This window comes from Pseudoduganella sp. RAF53_2 (assembly GCF_052113985.1).
In the GTDB taxonomy this organism is placed as follows: domain Bacteria; phylum Pseudomonadota; class Gammaproteobacteria; order Burkholderiales; family Burkholderiaceae_D; genus Rugamonas.
Genome location: NZ_JBFRDW010001096.1, coordinates 1 through 1,022, shown reverse-complemented (window position 1 = coordinate 1,022; position 1,022 = coordinate 1). Strand labels below are relative to the sequence as shown.

Annotated in this window: 1 protein-coding gene and 1 pseudogene; both read right to left on the bottom strand. The window is 62.3% G+C overall.

All coding sequences use genetic code 11. From position 1 onward, the window contains the following. A pseudogene (locus tag AB4Z11_RS32570) lies at positions 1 to 226 on the bottom strand (3-deoxy-8-phosphooctulonate synthase); the annotation flags it as partial. Further along, positions 223 to 1,022: CTP synthase (locus AB4Z11_RS32565; protein WP_442030435.1), on the bottom strand; the 800-nt coding region annotated here is incomplete at its 5' end. The pseudogene AB4Z11_RS32570 and the gene AB4Z11_RS32565, both read right to left, overlap by 4 nt.

The window sequence follows — 1,022 nt, the reverse complement described above, 5'->3', positions numbered from 1 at the left end:
GGATTTCCAGGCCCTTGTCCATGCCGGGACCGCGGTAGGAAGTACCGGAGGTGCGGTTGGCCTTGTCGAAGGACGACTTGTAGATGAAGGGGATGCCCAGTTCAGCGGTCATTTCCTTCAGTGCGCCGGCGGTATCGAAGGCCATCTGGCGCGATTCGATCACGCAGGTGCCGGCGATCAGGAAGAACGGCTTGTCGAGGCCGACGTCAAATCCACACAACTTCATGCTGCATTCTCCTTTTTCTCGACTGCCTTCAGCGACGGCTTGCCGCTGGCGGCCTTGTGCGCCAGGGCTGCCTTGACGAAGGACGTGAACAGCGGGTGGCCGTCACGCGGGGTCGATTTGAACTCAGGGTGATACTGCACGCCCATGTACCAAGGGTGGGCGTTGGCGCCGCTGCGCGGCAGTTCCATGATTTCGCACAGGTCTTCGGTCGGCGTGCGGGCAGCAACCACCAGGCCTGCTGCTTCAACGCGGCCCAGGTAGTGGTTGTTGGCTTCGTAGCGGTGACGGTGACGCTCGGTCACGACGGAACCGTAGATCTCGGAGGCCAGGGTGTCCGGCTTGACGGCGCAGGCTTGCGCGCCCAGGCGCATGGTGCCGCCCAGGTCGGAGTTCGCATCGCGCTTCTCGACTTTGCCGTCGGCGTTCTGCCACTCGTCGATCAGGGCCACGACCGGCTGGTCGGTGTCCGGTTCGAACTCGGTGGAGTTGGCGTTGCTCAGGCCGGCCATGTGGCGCGCGTATTCGATCAGCGCCACCTGCATGCCCAGGCAGATGCCCAGGTAAGGCACTTTGTTTTCACGGGCGAATTGCGCCGCCTTGATCTTGCCTTCCACGCCGCGCTTGCCGAAGCCGCCCGGTACCAGGATAGCGTCGTACTTGTTCAGTTCTTCGGTGCCCTTGGATTCGATTTCTTCCGAGTCGATGTACTCGATGTTCACGCGGCTCTCGGTGTGAATGCCGGCGTGACGCAGTGCTTCGGTCAGCGACTTGTAGGACTCGGTCAGCTCCACGTACT